Raw genomic sequence first — 15,173 nt, forward strand, 5'->3', positions numbered from 1 at the left:
ATGGCCGCTCTATATGGTTTCGATGCTCCTCGCCAATTTCATCGGCGCCATCCTCGTCTTCGCGTTCGTGCGTTACGGCGTGCCCATCCCCGAATCGCAGGAAATCATCGCCGACCGGGTCCGCAACGTCGCGATCTTCGGTGGCTATCTCGCGTTCGCCGCCGTGGTGAGTCTCACGGCCGCGGCGATGATGCTGAGGTCGGTCGTCCGCTGGCAGTTGCGTGGGGGTCCGCCGACGCGCAGCGAGCAGATGTCGGCGCTGCACGCACCGCTGCGACAGGCGATCGTGCACCTGGTGCTGTGGATCCTCGGCGGCATCATCTTCGTGCTGCTCACCATCACCGAGATGCCGGAACTCGCGGTGGCGGTGATCGTCACCGTCTGCATGGCCGCGACCACGACGTTCGGATTCACCTACATGCTCGGCGAACGCATCCTGCGTCCCGTGGCCGCCCGCGCGCTCAGCGAGGGCGAGTTCGACCGGACCATGGCACCCGGCGTCGGTACCCGGATGGCCATGACGTGGGGTCTCGGAACGCTGATGCCGGTCATCGGCATCATCCTGCTGTGTGTGACGCAGATAACCACCGACCTGGTGTTCTCCCCGAACGCGCTCGCGTGGGCGATCATGCTGCTGTCGATCATCGCGATCGCGCAGGCGTTCGCGCTGTCGATGCTGACGGCCAGCCAGATCTCCGACCCGATCAAACAGCTGCGACGGGCCATCGAACGCGTCCAGCGCGGCGCCACCGACGTCCGGGTCGAGGTGTTCGACGGCAGTGAGATCGGGCGACTGCAGGTCGGGTTCAACCGCATGATGCGCGAATCGGACGAACGGCGGCTGCTGCGCGAACTGTTCGGTCAGCACGTCGGTGAGGACGTCGCACGGCGGGCCCTGCAATTCGGTACCGAACTCGGCGGGGAGACGAGGTTCGTCGCGGTGCTGTTCGTCGACATGGTCGGCTCCACCGGCGCCGCCGCGGAGCGTCCCCCGGGCGAGGTCGTGAACCTGCTCAACGAGTTCTTCCGCGTCGTCGTCGACGTGATCGACCGGCACCACGGCTTCGTCAACAAGTTCATGGGTGACGCGGCTCTCGCGATCTTCGGCGCCCCGCTCGACCGCCCCGACGCACCGACGGCGGCGCTGGCGGCGGCCCGGGAGCTGCGGTTCGCGCTGAACGAGATCACCGGCCTCGACGTCGGTATCGGCGTCTCCGCAGGCCTCGCCGTCGCCGGCAACATCGGCGCCGCCGAACGCTTCGAGTACACGGTGATCGGCGACCCCGTCAACGAGGCGTCGCGGCTCACCGAACTCGCCAAGCTCCACCCCAGCCGTGTGCTGGCCTCGACGAGCGCCCTGTATTTCGCGGACGACGACGAACAGGCGCACTGGGAACTCGGCGAACAGGTCCAGTTGCGGGGGCGCCGCCGCAACACCCACCTGGCTTGGCCGGAGGACTATCCGGAGTAATCCGCTACCCGTTGGTTACGCTGGCCAGGTGGCCCAGCCTCGATCCGACCCGCCCACTGCCGAGCCTCCTCGGCAGCGAAGCCGATACTGGTGGATCAAATGGCTACTCGGCGCCGGCCTCCTGGCCCTGCTGACCGTCGAGGGCATCTACCTGTGGCCCACCCTCAGCGACTCGTGGAAAGCACTCACCGAGATCCACTGGGGGTGGGTCGCGGCATGTATCGCAGCCCAAGCCGTCTCCCTGAGCGGGTACGGCGCGGTCCAGCAGCGGCTGCTGCAGGCGGGTGGTGTCGTCGTCAGCCAGCTGAAGTCGGTGTCGGTGATCTACGCGAGCACCGCGATGGCCGTGAGCCTGCCGGCCGGTCAGGTGTTCTCCACCGCCTTCACCTACAAGCAGACCCGCAAGTGGGGTGCCACCCCCATCGTCGCGTCCTGGCAGCTGGCGATCTCCGGAGTGATCGCCGCGGGCAGCCTCGCGCTGCTCGGCGCCGCAGGCGCGTTCGCGGTGGGCACCAAGGTGAGTCCGGTCACGCTGGCACTGTCGCTGGTGGCCGCGTTCGGACTGTTCTACGGACTGCGATACATCTCACGTAACCCCGACTCGATCGAGTCGATCGGACACTGGGTGCTCACCCGGTACAACAAGTTCCGCAAGAATCCCCCCGAGACGGGTGTCGAACGGTGGAAGGAGATCCTGAGCCAGCTCGATTCGGTCGAGCTGAGCCGCAGGGATTCCGTCATCACGTTCGGGTGGTCGGCGGTGCACCGGCTCGCCGACGTCGCGTGCCTCGGCTTCGCCTGCTGGGCGGTGGGCGCGGAACCGTCGTTCGCGGGTCTGCTGATCGCGTTCGCCGCGGCCAAGGCCGTGGGCAGCATTCCACTCGCGCCGGGCGGGCTGGGGTTCGTCGACGGCACCCTGATCGCGACGCTGACGGCGGCGGGAGCCACCGCGTCGCAGGCCCTCGCGGCCGTGTTCGTGTACCGCGTCGTGAGCTACATCCTCGTCGCGATCGTCGGCTGGGTGGTGTTCTTCATCCTGTTCCGGCACAACCAGCACGAGGACCTGGAGATGGACCTCGAGTTCGAGCGCCGGGAGCAATCGTCACAGACCACCAAGCGCACGAAGCACACCGGGAACCCCGAGCCCGACTCCCAGCCGTGAGTACTTCTTAACCGCCGGACGTTGACAAGTACTCACAGGCGGCGAAGCCGCATGATCCGGACGGCCTGCTCGGCGTCGCCGTCCGCGATCGCCTCCACCAGCAGTCGGTGGTCGTCCGCGTCGGGCTCACTGTGCGCGGTCAGGTCCAGCACGTCCATCAGGTCGAGCATCGCTTCGCGCAGCCGCGGGACGAACGTCTCGAACAATTCGGTCAGCACCGGGTTGTGCGCCGCGACCACGACCGCGCGATGCAGGGCGATGTCTGCGTCGACGAACGCGGCAGCCCCGGTTCCGGACGCCGCGGACCGTGCGTCCAGGGCCTGGCGGAGCGCCGCGACATCGTCCTCGTCGCGCCGGGCCGCGGCCAGCCGGGCCGCCTCGATCTCGACGGTGTTACGCACCTCGACGACGTGCCGGATCTCCTCGGTCCGGAGCACCCGGTCCCAGTCCTGCCGTGGCGACGACCTGCGGAGAAAGACGCCGTCCCCTTGCCGCGACTCGAGCATGCCGAGGCCCGCGAGCATCCGGACCGCCTCGCGCACCGTCGACCGTCCCACGCCCAGTTCCGCGGCCAGTGTGGTCTCGCCGGGGAGCTTGGCGCCGACCTCCCATTCACATTCACCGCTCTCGATCCGAGAGCGCAGCAGGTCCGCCGCCTGGTCCATCAGCAGGTGGCGTCGTATCGACGAGGTCACTCAGAACTCCTCAGGTTGTCTGATGAGTGATTTTCTCCTTGTCTAGCGCCGTGGCGTTCCGTGGACTTCTCCTCCACTGCCGCGGCGGGGCCTGAAGGCCGGCACCCTGCCGCGGGGTTTCGCCGCGTCGGTCGTCTCGTGCACCCCCTTTCCGAGGAGAAGACCGTCATGACCAGCACCGTCCCCACCTGGAACACCCAGCAACCCTCGCCGATGCCCTCCGATCGCTACCGCGCGATCTGGGACCGCGTTCCCGTCCCCGACCTCGACCGCACCTGGCCGGCGCGACGCACCACCACCGCCCCGCTGTGGGTTCCCGTCGATCTGCGCGACGGCAACCAGGCCCTCGCCGAGCCGATGGATCCGGAGCGCAAACGCACGTTCTTCGAACTGCTGATCTCGATCGGCTACAAGGAGATCGAGGTCGGATACCCGTCCGCGAGAAAGACCGATTTCGACTTCGTCCGCGACCTCGTGCGTCTGGACCTGGTGCCCGAAGACGTGACGATCGTCGTCTTCACCGCGGCCCGCGACGATCTGATTGCCAGGACGTACGATGCGGTCCAGGGACTGCGGAACGTCGTGGTGCACATGTACACCGCGACGGCGCCGACGTGGCGCTCCGTCGTGCTCGGCAAGGACCGGAAAGCGCTGCACCGGTTGATCTTCGATGCAGCGCAAGAGGTGGCACGCGGCGCCGGCGATCATTCGGGCCGGCGGTTCGAGTTCTCACCCGAGGTGTTCAACCTGACCGAGCCGGACTTCGTGCTCGACGTGTGCAACAGCCTGACCCGACTGTGGGACGCGAGCCCCGACCGTCCCGTGATCCACAATCTGCCTGCCACGGTGGAGGTCTCGACGCCCAACGTGTATGCCGATCAGATCGAGTACGTGCACCGGCATCTGGGGCGGCGGGAGTCGGTCATCCTGTCGGTGCACCCGCACAACGACCGCGGCACCGGGGTCGCCTGCGCCGAACTGGCGGTGCTGGCGGGTGCGCAGCGGGTCGAGGGCTGCCTGTTCGGCAATGGTGAGCGGACCGGCAACGTCGATCTGGTGACGCTGGCCCTGAATCTGCACGCGCAGGGCGTTGACCCGATGATCGACCTCTCGGACATCGACACGGTGCGGCGAACCGTCGAGCACTGCAATCGGATTCCCGTTCACGAGCGGCACCCCTACGGCGGCGACCTCGTGTACACGGCGTTCTCCGGCACCCATCAGGATGCGATCAAGAAGGGATTCGCGGAGCATCGGGCGTCCGCAGCGGCAGCAGGGCTGGATGCGAGGAGCGCACCGTGGGCGGTGCCGTACCTGCCGATCGACCCGGCGGACGTGGGACGCGACTACCAGGCCGTCATCCGCATCAACAGCCAATCCGGCAAGGGGGCATCGCGCACCTGCTGCAGACCGAATACGGTGTCACGCTGCCGCGGCGGCTCCAGATCGACTTCGCCGCGAAGGTGCAGGAGGCGGCGGACACGTCGGGGCTCGAGATCACGGCCGAGGAACTGTGGACACTGTTCTGCGCCGAGCACGGCTATCGGGGCGGCCTCGGCCGCTGGTCCGTCGAGCACGGCGCGGACGGTGACCGGCTGTTCGTCGTGTTCGACGTCGACGGTGTGGAAGTGTCGGGCGAGGCGGTGGCCACCGGCCCCGTCGAGGCGATGACCCATGTCCTCGCGTCGAAGGGCGTGGACGTGGACGTCCTCTCCCTGACCCAGCACTCGCAGAAGTCGGATAGCGACAGCGCGGCGATCACGTTGGCGGAGTGCCGCGTCGGCGATCGGACGGTGTGGGGCATGGGCTCACATCAGTCGGTGACGGCCTCCGCGATCCGGGCGGTGTACCGAGCCGTGAGTACTTCTTAACCGCCGGACGTTAAGAAGTACTCACGGGCGGCGAAGCCGCAAAGCCTCCGCCACCACGTCCGGCCGGTCCTCGGGCATCAACGTGTGACTGTCCTCGACCTCCCGTAATTGGGCGTGTGGGTACAGTTCCGCCAACCGCCGGCCGTGGTCGCGGGGCATCACCTTGTCCTCGACAGCCCCCAGCACGAGGACCGGCCGGTCGAAGCTCCGGTTCGCTTCCGCCCAGTCCAGCAGCGTCGACTTGGGTGGCAGCGACGTCGTGTACTTGCGCAGGTCTCGCCGCACCCGGCGGTCGGTGGTCGCGGGCCGGAACCAGCCGTCCATCACCGGTTTCGGTACCGGTCGCTTGCTCATCCAGCCCCACGCCGCCGGCGCCCGGCGTATCGCCCGGAATCGCAACGCCTGCATGGTCAGGGCGAGCCCACCGGGGATCGCCACCGCGACACCTATCGCGCGACCGGGAATTCCCGGCGGATAGTTGTCGAACGCCTCGCACGGCGTGAGGACGAGCGCCGCGACGCGGCTGGTGTCACCGAGCGCGATGAGCACTTGCGCGTCGCCCCAGTCGTTCTGCACGAGTGTGACGTCCGCGAGGTCGAGTCGCTCGAGGAATTCGCCGATCAGCAGTCCGAGGCCGCGCAACGAGAGGTCGGCGTCCTCGTGCATCGGAATGCGGTGCGCGCCGAGCGGGAGGGTGGGGAGGATGCAGCGGAAGTCCGGAACGAGTCGCTCCACCACGTGTCGCCACACGGTGCCGTCGATCGTCAGCCCGGAGATGAACACGAGGACGGGGCCGTCGCCACCGGTGTCGTGGTACTCGACGGTGCCTGCGGAGAGGTCGACCTGCTTCCTGGCGCTCACTCCATTTGATAGATCGTTCTACTGGAATTCACGTTACGATCAGGGAGGCACCGAGCGCAACGGTCGGAGGCAGGAAAGTGAAGGACACGAAGGCCCGGATCCTCGGCACCAGCGGCGAACTCTTCCGCCGCAACGGATACACCGGGACCGGACTCAAACAGGTCGCGGCGGAGGCGCGCGCCCCGTTCGGATCGATCTACCACTTCTTCCCCGGCGGCAAGCAGCAACTCGGCGAGGAGGTCATCCGCTCGTCAGGCGAGGAGTACGCCCGGCTCGTGTTCTCCATCCTCGACGCGCATCCCGACATCCTCGAGGGGATCGAGGTGGGGTTCCGGTTGGCGGGCGAGACCCTGGTGGCCACCGATTACGCGGACGCATGCCCGATCGCCACGGTCGCACTCGAGGTCGCGAGCACCAACGAGGTGCTCCGCGTAGCCACGGCCGACGTATTCACGAGCTGGATCGACTCGGGCAGCGCCCTGCTGCGCGCCCGCGGATTCGCCGAGACCGATGCGCGGCGTCTGATCCTCGGCTTCGTCACCAGCCTGGAGGGCGCGTTCGTCCTGGCCCGCGCACTCCGCAGCACCGAACCGCTCGATGCCGCCGGCGCCACGGTCCTCGCCGCCGCGCGGGCCTGCCTCCCGTCACGCGAGTGACAGGCGTCACATTCGGGTTGCGGAAGAAATCCACCGGGTTCATAGTTGAAGCTAATAGAAACTTGAACATTCAACTAATTGAGTCGACGATCCAAGGAGTTTTCATGACCACCGCCACCGCCACCCTGCCCCACCTCACCGCCGGAACCTGGGCCATCGACACCGTTCACTCCACCGTCGGCTTCTCCGTCCGCCACCTCATGGTCAGCAAGGTCCGCGGCACGTTCAACGACTTCACCGGCGCGATCACCGTCGCCGAGGACGGCACCGCCGCCGTCACCGCCGAAATCCAGGTCGCATCCATCGACACCAAGAACACCGACCGCGACGCCCACATCAAGTCCGCCGACTTCTTCGACGCCGAGCAGTACCCCACCGCCACCTTCACCTCCACCGCCGTCCGCGCCAAGGGCGACGACTACGTCGTCGACGGCGAGTTCACCCTCCACGGCGTGACCCGCCCCGTCGAGCTCGCCCTCGAGTTCAACGGCGTCAACCCCGGCATGGGCAACGGCCCGGTCGCCGGCTTCGAAGCCACCACCGTCCTCAACCGCAAGGACTTCGGCATCACGATCGACATGCCCCTCGAAGGCGGCGGAGCCGTCGTCGGCGACAAGATCACCATCACCCTCGAGATCGAGGCCGGCCTGCAGGCCTGACCCCACCCGCACCACGCGCCCCGTCATCCACCCGGACGACGGGGCGCGGTCGTGCCGCGGGCGTACCTGGCGGCGAACAGCACTGCCCACCCGATCGCACCGATGAGCGCGAAGCTGATCGGCCGGTACAGCATCACGGCGGCAGTCGCCTCGTCCGTGCCCAGCCCGCCGGCGACGAACGCCACGATCAGGGCGCCGTCGACGACGCCGATCCCGCTGGGAATCAAGGGGATGCTCGCACCCCGCGTGCGCAGTCTCCTGAACGTGAATCCGGCGGACACGAGATGTCCGGCGGGGAGCGTGACGGACAGTGCGTTGGACGCGAAAGTCAGTGCGATCGAACGATGGAGTGCCACCCGGAGACCACCCGCCGCGAGCAGTTGCCGCTGCAGTCGGGCGAACGTCGTCATCGACGCGATCTCGGCGATCACCGCCAGCACGAGCCACCGCCACCGCGGGTGCAGCAACGTGCCCGACGCCCGCGCGATGTACGGACTCGACACCAGAACCTCGACGGCCAGCGCTCCGGCCACGGCGAGCGCCACCGCCGTTCTGGGTACCGAGCGCCCGCGCCCCACGTCAGTGACATTCATGGGACGCGACGCCGACCCGCGACCGGGGTAGGTCGAGGACCCCGGCCTCGATCTCCGCGAACGCCGAATCCAGCAACCCGAGGATCCGCTGCGCGTCGTCGCCGGGCTGCCACTGCAGATACGCCGTGCGCAGGACGGCGCACGCCGGGTTTACGAGCAGCACACTGCAGAGCGGGTCGACCTGATCCGGTTCGACCCGGGCGTCGACCCACTCTTGGACGAACTGCTGGAATAGCTCGCCGGCGGCCTTCGTCGACTGCGCGAGGTGAGGCGCCGCATCCAGAATCCGCCGTTGCACTGTGAGGGTGGCGGCGTTGTGGGCGCGCGGATGATCTCGCGGACCGACACTCACATGGGTTCGCTGGCGGGACGCTCGTCTGCCAGCGCCTGCCACCGCTCACAGTCACCCGGCCCGGGGTCGAAGAGCAGCGCTTCCTTGGACTCGAAGTAGTTGAACAGCGTGCTCTTGGACACGCGCGCCGCGGCTGCGATCTCTTCGACGCTGACGTCGTCGTAACCGCGGGTGTCCACCAGGTCGAGGGCGCACGCATGCAGCGTCCGCCACGTCTCGATCTTCTTCGAGACGCGGAGACCTGATCCGCTGTCCGTCGCTATGAATCGACCCAAGTCCCAACTTGGACCGAGTACATTTTCTCGGTCCACTGTTGGTGTGAGTCCACATCTCGCCGGGAATGCGGCCCCTCTAGGCTGGCCGTGTGAAGAAGTACCTCCCCGCGCTCGTCCTGGACGTCGTCCTCGTGATCGTGTTCTGCGCCATCGGCCGCCGCAGCCACGACGAAGCCAACGCCCTGACAGGTCTGGCCACCACGGCGTGGCCGTTCCTGACCGGCCTGGCGGTCGGCTGGCTCGCCACCGTCGCGCTCTACCGCGACAAGTTCGACGCCTTCCTCATCGTCCCGACCGGCATCGTGGTGTGGCTGTCGACGCTCGTGGTGGGCATGCTGTTGCGCGTCGTCAGCGGCCAGGGAACGGCGTTCAGTTTCGTCCTCGTGGCGGGCACGGTGCTCGCCGTGTTCCTCCTCGGCTGGCGGGCCGTCGCGAAGATCCTGACGAAGTCGCGCGCCACCACCCGATAGCGGCGAATCCGCCCCGACGGCACACGCACACCCGCTCGAGGTGAGACAGTTTTCCCATGAGTGACACCATCGATCCGGCCCGGGACGAGAAGCGGTCCGACCGCAGCTTCTTCGGCCAGCCGTTCGCCCTCGCGAACCTGTTCGGCGTCGAGATGTGGGAGCGGTTCTCCTTCTACGGGATGCAAGGCATCCTGATCTACTACCTCTACTATTCCGCCGCCGACGGTGGCCTCGGAATCGCCGAGTCGTCCGCGACCAGCATCGTCGGCGCCTACGGCGGCACGGTGTATCTGTCCACCATCCTCGGCGCGTGGATCGCCGACCGGCTCCTCGGCTCCGAACGGACCCTGTTCTACAGCGCCATCCTCGTCATGCTCGGCCACATCGCCCTGGCCGTGTTCCCGGGGCTGTGGGGTGTGGGCATCGGCCTGGTCTGCGTCGCATTCGGTAGTGGCGGGCTCAAGGCCAACGCCACATCTCTCGTCGGTGATCTCTACGACGAGGACGACGACCGCCGGGACGCCGGATTCTCCATTTTCTACATGGGTATCAACCTCGGCGCCCTCGTCGGCCCGTTGCTGACGGGCTGGGCGCAGGACTCCATCGGATTCCACGCCGGCTTCGCGCTCGCCGCGATCGGCATGGCCCTCGGACTGATCCAGTACACGCTCGGCCGCAAGCACCTCCGCGGCATCGGTGCGGAACCGCCCAATCCCCTCCCCCGCGCTCAGCGGCCCAAGTGGATCGCGATCGGCGCCGCCGCGGTTGTGGTGATCGCGGCCCTGTCCCTGACCGGGGTGATCACCGCGGCCAACATGTCGGACATCGTGGTCGGCCTCACCATCGTCGCGGCGATCGGCTACTTCGCGATCATGTTGTCGAGCCGCCGCATCACCGCCGTCGAACGCAGCCGCGTCTACGCGTTCATCCCGATGTTCATCGCCAGCGCGGTGTTCTGGTCGCTGTTCCAGCAGCAGTTCACCACCGTCGCGGTGTACTCCGACAAGCGACTCGACCGCAACCTGTTCGGCTGGGATTTCCCGCCGTCGTGGGTGCAGTCCATCAACCCGGTCTTCATCATCATCTTCGCCGGCGTCTTCGCGGCCGCGTGGACGAAGCTCGGACCCCGTCAGCCGTCGTCGCCGATCAAGTTCGCGGCGGGCACCGTCATCATGGGTATCGCGTTCCTGGCGTTCATCCCGATGTCGGGTGGCGGCGCGAACAGCGCACCGCTGCTGGGTCTGGCCGGAATCCTGTTGCTGTTCACGTTCGCCGAACTGCTGCTGTCCCCGGTCGGGCTGTCGCTGTCGACCAAGCTGGCGCCCGAGGCCTTCCACACCCAGATGGTGGCGTTGTTCTTCCTGTCCGTCGCCCTGGGCACCGCCATGGCGGGCACACTGGCCGGCTACTACGACGAGAACAACGAAGTTCCGTACTTCACCGCGGTCGGGCTGGGCTCGATCGCCGTCGGTGTGCTCCTCGCCATCGGGTCACCGTGGATCCGGCGTCTGATGAAAGGTGTGCACTGAGCGTCGTCTCAGCGCACCCACAACCACGCGGCCAACCCGAATCCCGCAATCGCGATGACGATGCGGAGGACGGACGGTGGTATCCGCCTGACGACGGGCGGGCCGCACCAGCCACCGGCCAGGGCGCCGATCGCCATCGCGGCGGCGGCGCCCCAGTGGACGGGGCCGAAGATCGCGAACCCGATCGCCGCCACCAGGTTCGCGACGCCGAGGAGAAAGCTCTTCAGGATGGTCGCGCGCCAGATCTTCTCCGAGGTAAGGATCAGCGCGATCGCCAGGAAGATCACGCCGGCGCCCGCGCCGAAGTACCCGCCGTAGATGGCGACGACGAACAGCGACACCGAGTACGCGCGTGGCATGTCCCGCTCGCCCGCCAGCGCGCGGAGCCGGGGCTGCAACAGCAGCGCCAGCGCGGCGAACGCCACCATGAACGGAACGATCGCCTCGAACGACCCCGCCGGGGCCACCAAGAGGATTCCCGCGCCGACCAGGCCGCCCGCAGCCGAGTACAGCGCCCAGCGCCACAGCTTGGGGCCGGTGTCGGCGACCTCCCGCGTCGAGTTGGACAGGGCGCCGACGCCGACCGCCACCATCGCGACCGTGTTGGTGACGTTCGCGGTCACCGGCGGAAGACCGACCGCGAGAAGTGCGGGATACGACACGATGGACGCCAGGCCGGTGACGAAGCCGACCAGTCCCGCGAAGAACCCCGCTACGACGAGAAGACCGATATCAAGCAGGGACACAAAGAAGAAACTTACCCTTGCTCACTTACTTCATCAGCGCGGACGGCCCCGCCATTCCCTCAGTTCGCCGGCTTCGCCATCACCGTGTCCTCAGTTCGCCGGCTTCGCCATCACCGTGTCCTCAGTTCGCCGGCTTCGCCATCACCGTGTCCTCAGTTCGCCGGCTTCGCCATCACCGTGTCCTCAGTTCGCCGGCTTCGCCATCACCGTGTCCTCAGTTCGCTGGCTTCGCCATCTCACGGAACAGCATGTCGGTCATCTTCACCGCGCGGTCCCCACCGTCGGCGTCGGCGACGAAGACCGCGAAGGCCAGGTCGCCGCGTGAGCCGTAGAACCAGCGGTCGTCGCCGCTCGCACCGTTCATGCCCATGAGGTCCGGGTAGCCGTTGAGGAACGACGCCCCGCCCCGCACCACGTTGTCGCGCATCATGCCGCGGAGCTGGTCGTTGACGTTCGCCGGAAGCGGCTGAGCGGCCACATCCGTGGTGCCCGGCTGCCCCTGGACGATCATCGGTGTCGGCGCGCTGCCCCGCGCGATCGACGCGGCCAGCATGGCCATCCCGAACGGCGTCACGGCGGGCAGGTCGCTGTCCTGACGGTTCATCACCTGGTTCATGCCCGACTGGTCGGCGGTGAAGACGGCGGTCTGATGGTCGAGGCCCGGGATCTTGTAGTTCATGCCCAGCCCCAGCTGATTGCCTGCCTTCTCGATGTCCTCGATCGATACCGACGACGGGTCGACGCCCTTCTGCAGTCCGGCGGCCTTCTTCACCAGGTCGAGGTTCGATCCGGCCGGGTAAAGCCCCTGGAACGCGATCGGCCCCTGCTCCATCGCCTGGTTGTTCTGCGCGGCGGCCAGCACGGCGCCGGAGGACGGCTGGATCGCGACGATCGTCGCGGGGGTGCCGACACTGACCACGGCTTCCTCGGCTGCCAGCTGCAGGCGGGAGTCCATGGTCGCGACGATGTCCGGTCCGGGCGGGCCCTGGAAACCTGCCTGCGGAATCAGCGTGCCGTCGGGGTCCACGAGGTGGACGGCCCAGCCGGCCGTGGCATCCCGGTTGGCCTGCCACACCTTGCGCAGCGGATCCAGCAGCGGTGTCGTGATGCGCCGATCCGCCGTGATCAGCTTCGGCGTCTTGATGGTGATGACGCCGGGGATCGCAAGATCCTGCTCGAGGAACTCCCAGTCCTGGTCGCGCAGCAGCACGGCGGTGACCTGCTGGCCGGGCTTCTCGGCCATCTCCGCCATCATCGTGTCGGACGTCACGAGGGGTGCCACCGGCTCGAGGACCTCCGCGAGACGCCGGGTGGTCGCGACGGGATCGGGCATCGTGGCGGGATCGAGGGTGACCGAGTTGATGGTCTGCTCGTTCATGAGCAACCCGCCGAACGCGTCGAAGACCCGCGGCGGAGCGGCGTCCGTCCGGTCGTAGCGGACGATACGCCCGTTGCCCAGGTCGGGCGCGAGGATCGACGGATCCCAGGAGATGCGCCAGCCGACGGACAGGTTCCGCACACCACCCTGAACCTGGTAGGTCCAATCCTTGCCCTCACCGAAATGCCAAGCGGCACCAACGGTGAAGAAGCCGGAGTCGGAGCCGAGATCCATGAACTGGGTCAGGTCGAACTTGGCGTCCTCGGGTTTGAGACCGTCGAACATCTGCTGAATCGCCGTCTCCGCGGCGTTGGGATACGAGGTCTGCGCTGCCGCGGCAGCGGCGTCACCCTCGTTCAGCGCGTTGACGAAGTCGTCGACGACCGACTGAGCGGTCGCCTCCTCTTTCGACAGCACACACGACGCCAGAATCACCGCCAAAATGACTGCCGACGTCAGGGCGATCACGTATCTGTTGCGGCGGCCAAGCGATCGTCCATTCCCCATGTCCACCATCTTGCTTTCAGTCACATGCGTAACAAGCACCATTTGCCTACGAAGGAGTTACGGTTGAGCCACAACTTATCCCCGAACAGCAACGCGCGAACGGGTTTATCGAAGAAAACGCCCCGCAGCCTGCACAGCAGGGGCCGAACTGTCACCTGTTGCTATAAAAACGGCAAATGCTAGGTCGTCCTTGATTCCGACGAACCAGCCGTGTGCGGGACCATTTCCCGACTCGGCCGTGCCCGTTTTGCCGAGCAGTCCCGGAATGTCCTGCAGCGCAGTAGCGGTACCGCCCGTCACAGTTTCGCGCATCATCGTCCGGAGGTCGGAAGTGACGTTCGCAGGCACGGTGGGCGCCGTCTTGTCGGCGGTTCCCGGTTGGCCTTGCACGATCATAGGCGACGGCGTCGAACCGTTCGCGATGGAGGCGGCCACCATGGCCATTCCGAACGGCGTCGCGGTCACCTGCCCCTGCCCGATCCCGGACTCGACACGGGCCGCCGGACTGTCTGCGACGGGCACGTTGCCGGTCACGGTCGTCAGCCCGGGCGTCACGTAGTCGACGCCCAGCCCGAACTGCAGCGCGGCTTGCTGCAGGGCGTCGGGCGGCAACCCGACCGCCAGCCGTCCCATGGTGGTGTTGCACGAACGGGCGAACGCGGTGTGCAGCGGGACCGCGCCCAGGTCGAATTCGTCGTCGTTGGGGATCTGCCTGCCCTCGATGTTCTCGGTGCCGGGGCAGGGCAGAACGGTGTCCGGTGTGGCGGCACCGGCCTGCAGGGCCGCGGACGTGGTCACCGTCTTGAACGTGGATCCCGGCGGGTAGAGGCCGGTCAGCGCGATCGGGCCGAGTGCATCGGCCGGAGCGTTCTGCGCCACCGCCAGCACCTCGCCCGTGGAGGGTCGCAGGGCGACGATGGCGGCCTGCTGCGGGACGTCGGCGAGCGCCCGCTCGGCAGCCATCTGCATCGGGAGATCGAGGGTCGTCGCGATGTCGGGGGCGTCGGGCCCCTGTTCACCGGCGATGCTCTTGGCCGCGCCGTCCTGACCGACCAACTGCACCGCCCAGCCGGCGGAGGCGTCCTGCCCCTCCTGCCACAGGTCACCGAGGCCCGCCAGGGTGGGTGAGGCCAACGCTTTGTCGGTGCTGAGCAGCCTGGTCTGCGGCGCCAGCGTCACGCCGGCGAGTTGCCGCAGCTGCGGTTCGATCGGCGCCAGGTCCTCGGCGCGCAACGAGATGGCCGTGACCGGCTTGCCCTGGGCGCCGGCCAGATCCTGCTGGAGCGAGGCCGCGGTGATCGTCGGCGCGATGGGTGACAGCAACGCCGCCACCGCCGCGGTGTCGGCCCCCTGTTCGAGGTTGACCAGCGTCACGACCTGTTGCTCGAGGATCGGTGCCCCACCCGCGGCGAGGACCTTCGGTGGCGTCCCGGTCGTGGTGGTGTACCGGACGGTGGTGTCGTCGGTGAGACCGGGTGCGAGCACGGCCGGGTCCCAGACGATCTTCCAGTCGTCGCCTTCCTTGGTGGCGTTGCCGGTGGTGCTGTACTTCCACTCCTGCCCCGGGGCGAACGGCCACGACACGTCCATCGTGAACGTGCCGCCGTCGTCGCCGGACTCCTGCACGTCGGTGCGGGTGAACGTCCCGTCCTTGTTTCCGAGCCCGTCGTACATCGCCGTGATCGCGGCGGTGGCGGCGGCCGGATCGGTGGTGAGTTCGGCGGCGGCCTGCACGTCGTCGCTGTTCAGGGCGTCGGCGAACTGCTGCGAGACGGTGTCGGGCTGGTCCGGTCCGAAGAGTCCGCAGGCGGAGAGCACCGTCGCGAGGACGGCGATTCCGGCCGCTGCCTTCCGGGTGGGGGTGGGACGGATGGGGCTGTGACGAACGGTTGAGGTGCGCACGGACTCGATCATGCCTGACGTGGTGGCGCGCTTCGAATAATCGGTG

The 15,173-nt window shown here is 67.6% G+C and carries 14 protein-coding genes and 1 pseudogene; 7 read left to right on the plus strand and 8 right to left on the minus strand.

What is annotated here, in order from left to right; translation table 11 throughout:
• The first annotated feature begins 13 nt into the window (after positions 1–13).
• Together GO592_RS23795 and GO592_RS23800 are read left to right on the plus strand one after the other, a co-directional pair.
• Positions 14–1,471 (plus strand): adenylate/guanylate cyclase domain-containing protein, encoded by a 1,458-nt coding sequence (locus tag GO592_RS23795; protein ID WP_005258596.1) that lies wholly within the window; start codon positions 14–16, stop codon positions 1,469–1,471.
• A gap of 28 nt (positions 1,472–1,499) precedes the next feature.
• Entirely contained in the window at positions 1,500–2,633 is a 1,134-nt protein-coding gene (locus GO592_RS23800; protein ID WP_007299210.1) for a lysylphosphatidylglycerol synthase transmembrane domain-containing protein, read from the plus strand.
• Between the two features lie 32 nt (positions 2,634–2,665).
• Here GO592_RS23800 and GO592_RS23805 read toward each other — a convergent pair whose 3' ends face one another.
• Positions 2,666–3,328, minus strand: coding sequence for a FadR/GntR family transcriptional regulator (locus GO592_RS23805; protein WP_007299211.1), 663 nt, complete (start codon positions 3,326–3,328; stop codon positions 2,666–2,668).
• 168 nt (positions 3,329–3,496) lie between these two features.
• Here GO592_RS23805 and GO592_RS23810 point away from each other — a divergent pair.
• Positions 3,497–5,199 (plus strand): annotated as a pseudogene (locus GO592_RS23810) (2-isopropylmalate synthase).
• A 21-nt stretch (positions 5,200–5,220) separates the two neighbouring features.
• Here GO592_RS23810 and GO592_RS23815 read toward each other — a convergent pair.
• A complete protein-coding gene (locus tag GO592_RS23815) occupies positions 5,221–6,060 on the minus strand; it encodes an alpha/beta fold hydrolase (protein WP_007299212.1) in 840 nt (279 codons plus the stop codon).
• 77 nt (positions 6,061–6,137) lie between these two features.
• Between GO592_RS23815 and GO592_RS23820 the strand changes: the two genes are divergently transcribed.
• Positions 6,138–6,716, plus strand: a complete 579-nt coding sequence (locus tag GO592_RS23820) for a TetR/AcrR family transcriptional regulator (protein ID WP_007299213.1) — start codon at positions 6,138–6,140, stop codon at positions 6,714–6,716.
• A 104-nt stretch (positions 6,717–6,820) separates the two neighbouring features.
• Positions 6,821–7,375, plus strand: a complete 555-nt coding sequence (locus tag GO592_RS23825; RefSeq protein ID WP_202714987.1) for a YceI family protein — start codon at positions 6,821–6,823, stop codon at positions 7,373–7,375.
• Between the two features lie 23 nt (positions 7,376–7,398).
• Here the strand turns inward: GO592_RS23825 and GO592_RS23830 are convergent, their stop codons facing one another.
• Genes GO592_RS23830 through GO592_RS44635 form a run of 3 tightly spaced genes read right to left on the minus strand, consistent with a single transcriptional unit; the run spans position 7,399 to position 8,595 of the window.
• Positions 7,399–7,968, minus strand: a complete 570-nt coding sequence (locus GO592_RS23830) for a hypothetical protein (protein WP_237720524.1) — start codon at positions 7,966–7,968, stop codon at positions 7,399–7,401.
• Positions 7,955–8,320, minus strand: a complete 366-nt coding sequence (locus tag GO592_RS44630; RefSeq protein WP_007299216.1) for a hypothetical protein — start codon at positions 8,318–8,320, stop codon at positions 7,955–7,957. Before GO592_RS44630 ends, GO592_RS23830 begins: the two co-directional genes overlap by 14 nt.
• Positions 8,317–8,595, minus strand: a complete 279-nt coding sequence (locus tag GO592_RS44635) for a TetR/AcrR family transcriptional regulator (protein WP_007299217.1) — start codon at positions 8,593–8,595, stop codon at positions 8,317–8,319. Before GO592_RS44635 ends, GO592_RS44630 begins: the two co-directional genes overlap by 4 nt.
• Before the next feature lie 89 nt (positions 8,596–8,684).
• Between GO592_RS44635 and GO592_RS23840 the strand changes: the two genes are divergently transcribed.
• Both GO592_RS23840 and GO592_RS23845 read left to right on the plus strand, forming a co-directional pair.
• The gene (locus tag GO592_RS23840) at positions 8,685–9,065 is read left to right on the plus strand and encodes a DUF3054 domain-containing protein (protein ID WP_007299218.1); all 381 of its coding nucleotides are present in this window, start codon (positions 8,685–8,687) and stop codon (positions 9,063–9,065) included.
• Positions 9,066–9,121: 56 nt separating this feature from the next.
• A complete protein-coding gene (locus GO592_RS23845; protein ID WP_005263665.1) occupies positions 9,122–10,594 on the plus strand; it encodes a peptide MFS transporter in 1,473 nt (490 codons plus the stop codon).
• 8 nt (positions 10,595–10,602) lie between these two features.
• Here GO592_RS23845 and GO592_RS23850 read toward each other — a convergent pair whose 3' ends face one another.
• From GO592_RS23850 to GO592_RS23860, 3 genes are all read right to left on the minus strand, one after another.
• The gene (locus GO592_RS23850) at positions 10,603–11,340 is read right to left on the minus strand and encodes a sulfite exporter TauE/SafE family protein (protein WP_007299219.1); all 738 of its coding nucleotides are present in this window, start codon (positions 11,338–11,340) and stop codon (positions 10,603–10,605) included.
• A 214-nt stretch (positions 11,341–11,554) separates the two neighbouring features.
• The gene (locus GO592_RS23855; RefSeq protein ID WP_007299220.1) at positions 11,555–13,234 is read right to left on the minus strand and encodes an NTF2-like N-terminal transpeptidase domain-containing protein; all 1,680 of its coding nucleotides are present in this window, start codon (positions 13,232–13,234) and stop codon (positions 11,555–11,557) included.
• Between the two features lie 96 nt (positions 13,235–13,330).
• Positions 13,331–15,139 carry a penicillin-binding transpeptidase domain-containing protein gene (locus GO592_RS23860; RefSeq protein WP_005263661.1) on the minus strand — a complete coding sequence of 603 codons (1,809 nt, stop codon included), beginning with the start codon at positions 15,137–15,139 and terminating at the stop codon, positions 13,331–13,333.
• Positions 15,140–15,173: the final 34 nt, after the last annotated feature.

This window comes from Rhodococcus sp. 21391 (assembly GCF_016772255.1).
Lineage (GTDB): Bacteria > Actinomycetota > Actinomycetes > Mycobacteriales > Mycobacteriaceae > Rhodococcus_F > Rhodococcus_F opacus.

Bases quoted from the DNA above. Each gene is read 5' to 3' on its own strand.
- GO592_RS23795 (WP_005258596.1), top strand. From the start codon at position 14: ATGGTTTCGATGCTCCTCGCCAATTTCATCGGCGCCATCCTCGTCTTC.
- GO592_RS23825 (WP_202714987.1), top strand. From the start codon at position 6,821: ATGACCACCGCCACCGCCACCCTGCCCCACCTCACCGCCGGAACCTGG.
- GO592_RS23830 (WP_237720524.1), bottom strand. From the start codon at position 7,968: ATGAATGTCACTGACGTGGGGCGCGGGCGCTCGGTACCCAGAACGGCG.
- GO592_RS23845 (WP_005263665.1), top strand. From the start codon at position 9,122: ATGAGTGACACCATCGATCCGGCCCGGGACGAGAAGCGGTCCGACCGC.
- GO592_RS23855 (WP_007299220.1), bottom strand. From the start codon at position 13,234: ATGGTGGACATGGGGAATGGACGATCGCTTGGCCGCCGCAACAGATAC.
- GO592_RS23860 (WP_005263661.1), bottom strand. From the start codon at position 15,139: ATGATCGAGTCCGTGCGCACCTCAACCGTTCGTCACAGCCCCATCCGT.